General features: G+C 68.0%; 1 protein-coding gene. It reads left to right on the top strand.

Annotated features, from left to right (window positions below):
• Positions 1 to 316: YDG domain-containing protein (locus AC07R0_RS25490; RefSeq protein WP_495107001.1), on the top strand; the 316-nt coding region annotated here is incomplete at both ends.

The following is a 316-nucleotide window of genomic DNA, read 5'->3' on the forward strand; positions in this document are numbered from 1 at the left end:
GCGGCAGTGCCGCCGGCAACTATGTGCTGGCCAGTTCCACCGCTACCACCACCGCCGACATCACCCCGGCCACCGTCAGCGTCAGTGGCGCCGGCGCCGCCTCCAAGACCTATGACGGCACGACCACCGCCAGCGTCAGCGGCGGCACGCTCAGCGGTGTCATCAGCGGCGACACCGTGACGCTGAGCCAGAGCGGCAGCTTCGATACCAAGAACGTGGGCACCGCCAAGACCGTCACCGAAACCTTCGGCATCGGCGGCAGTGCCGCCGGCAACTATGTGCTGGCCAGTTCCACCGCCACCACCACTGCCGACAT

The sequence above is a fragment of the Rhodoferax sp. GW821-FHT07F03 genome, from assembly GCF_059418745.1.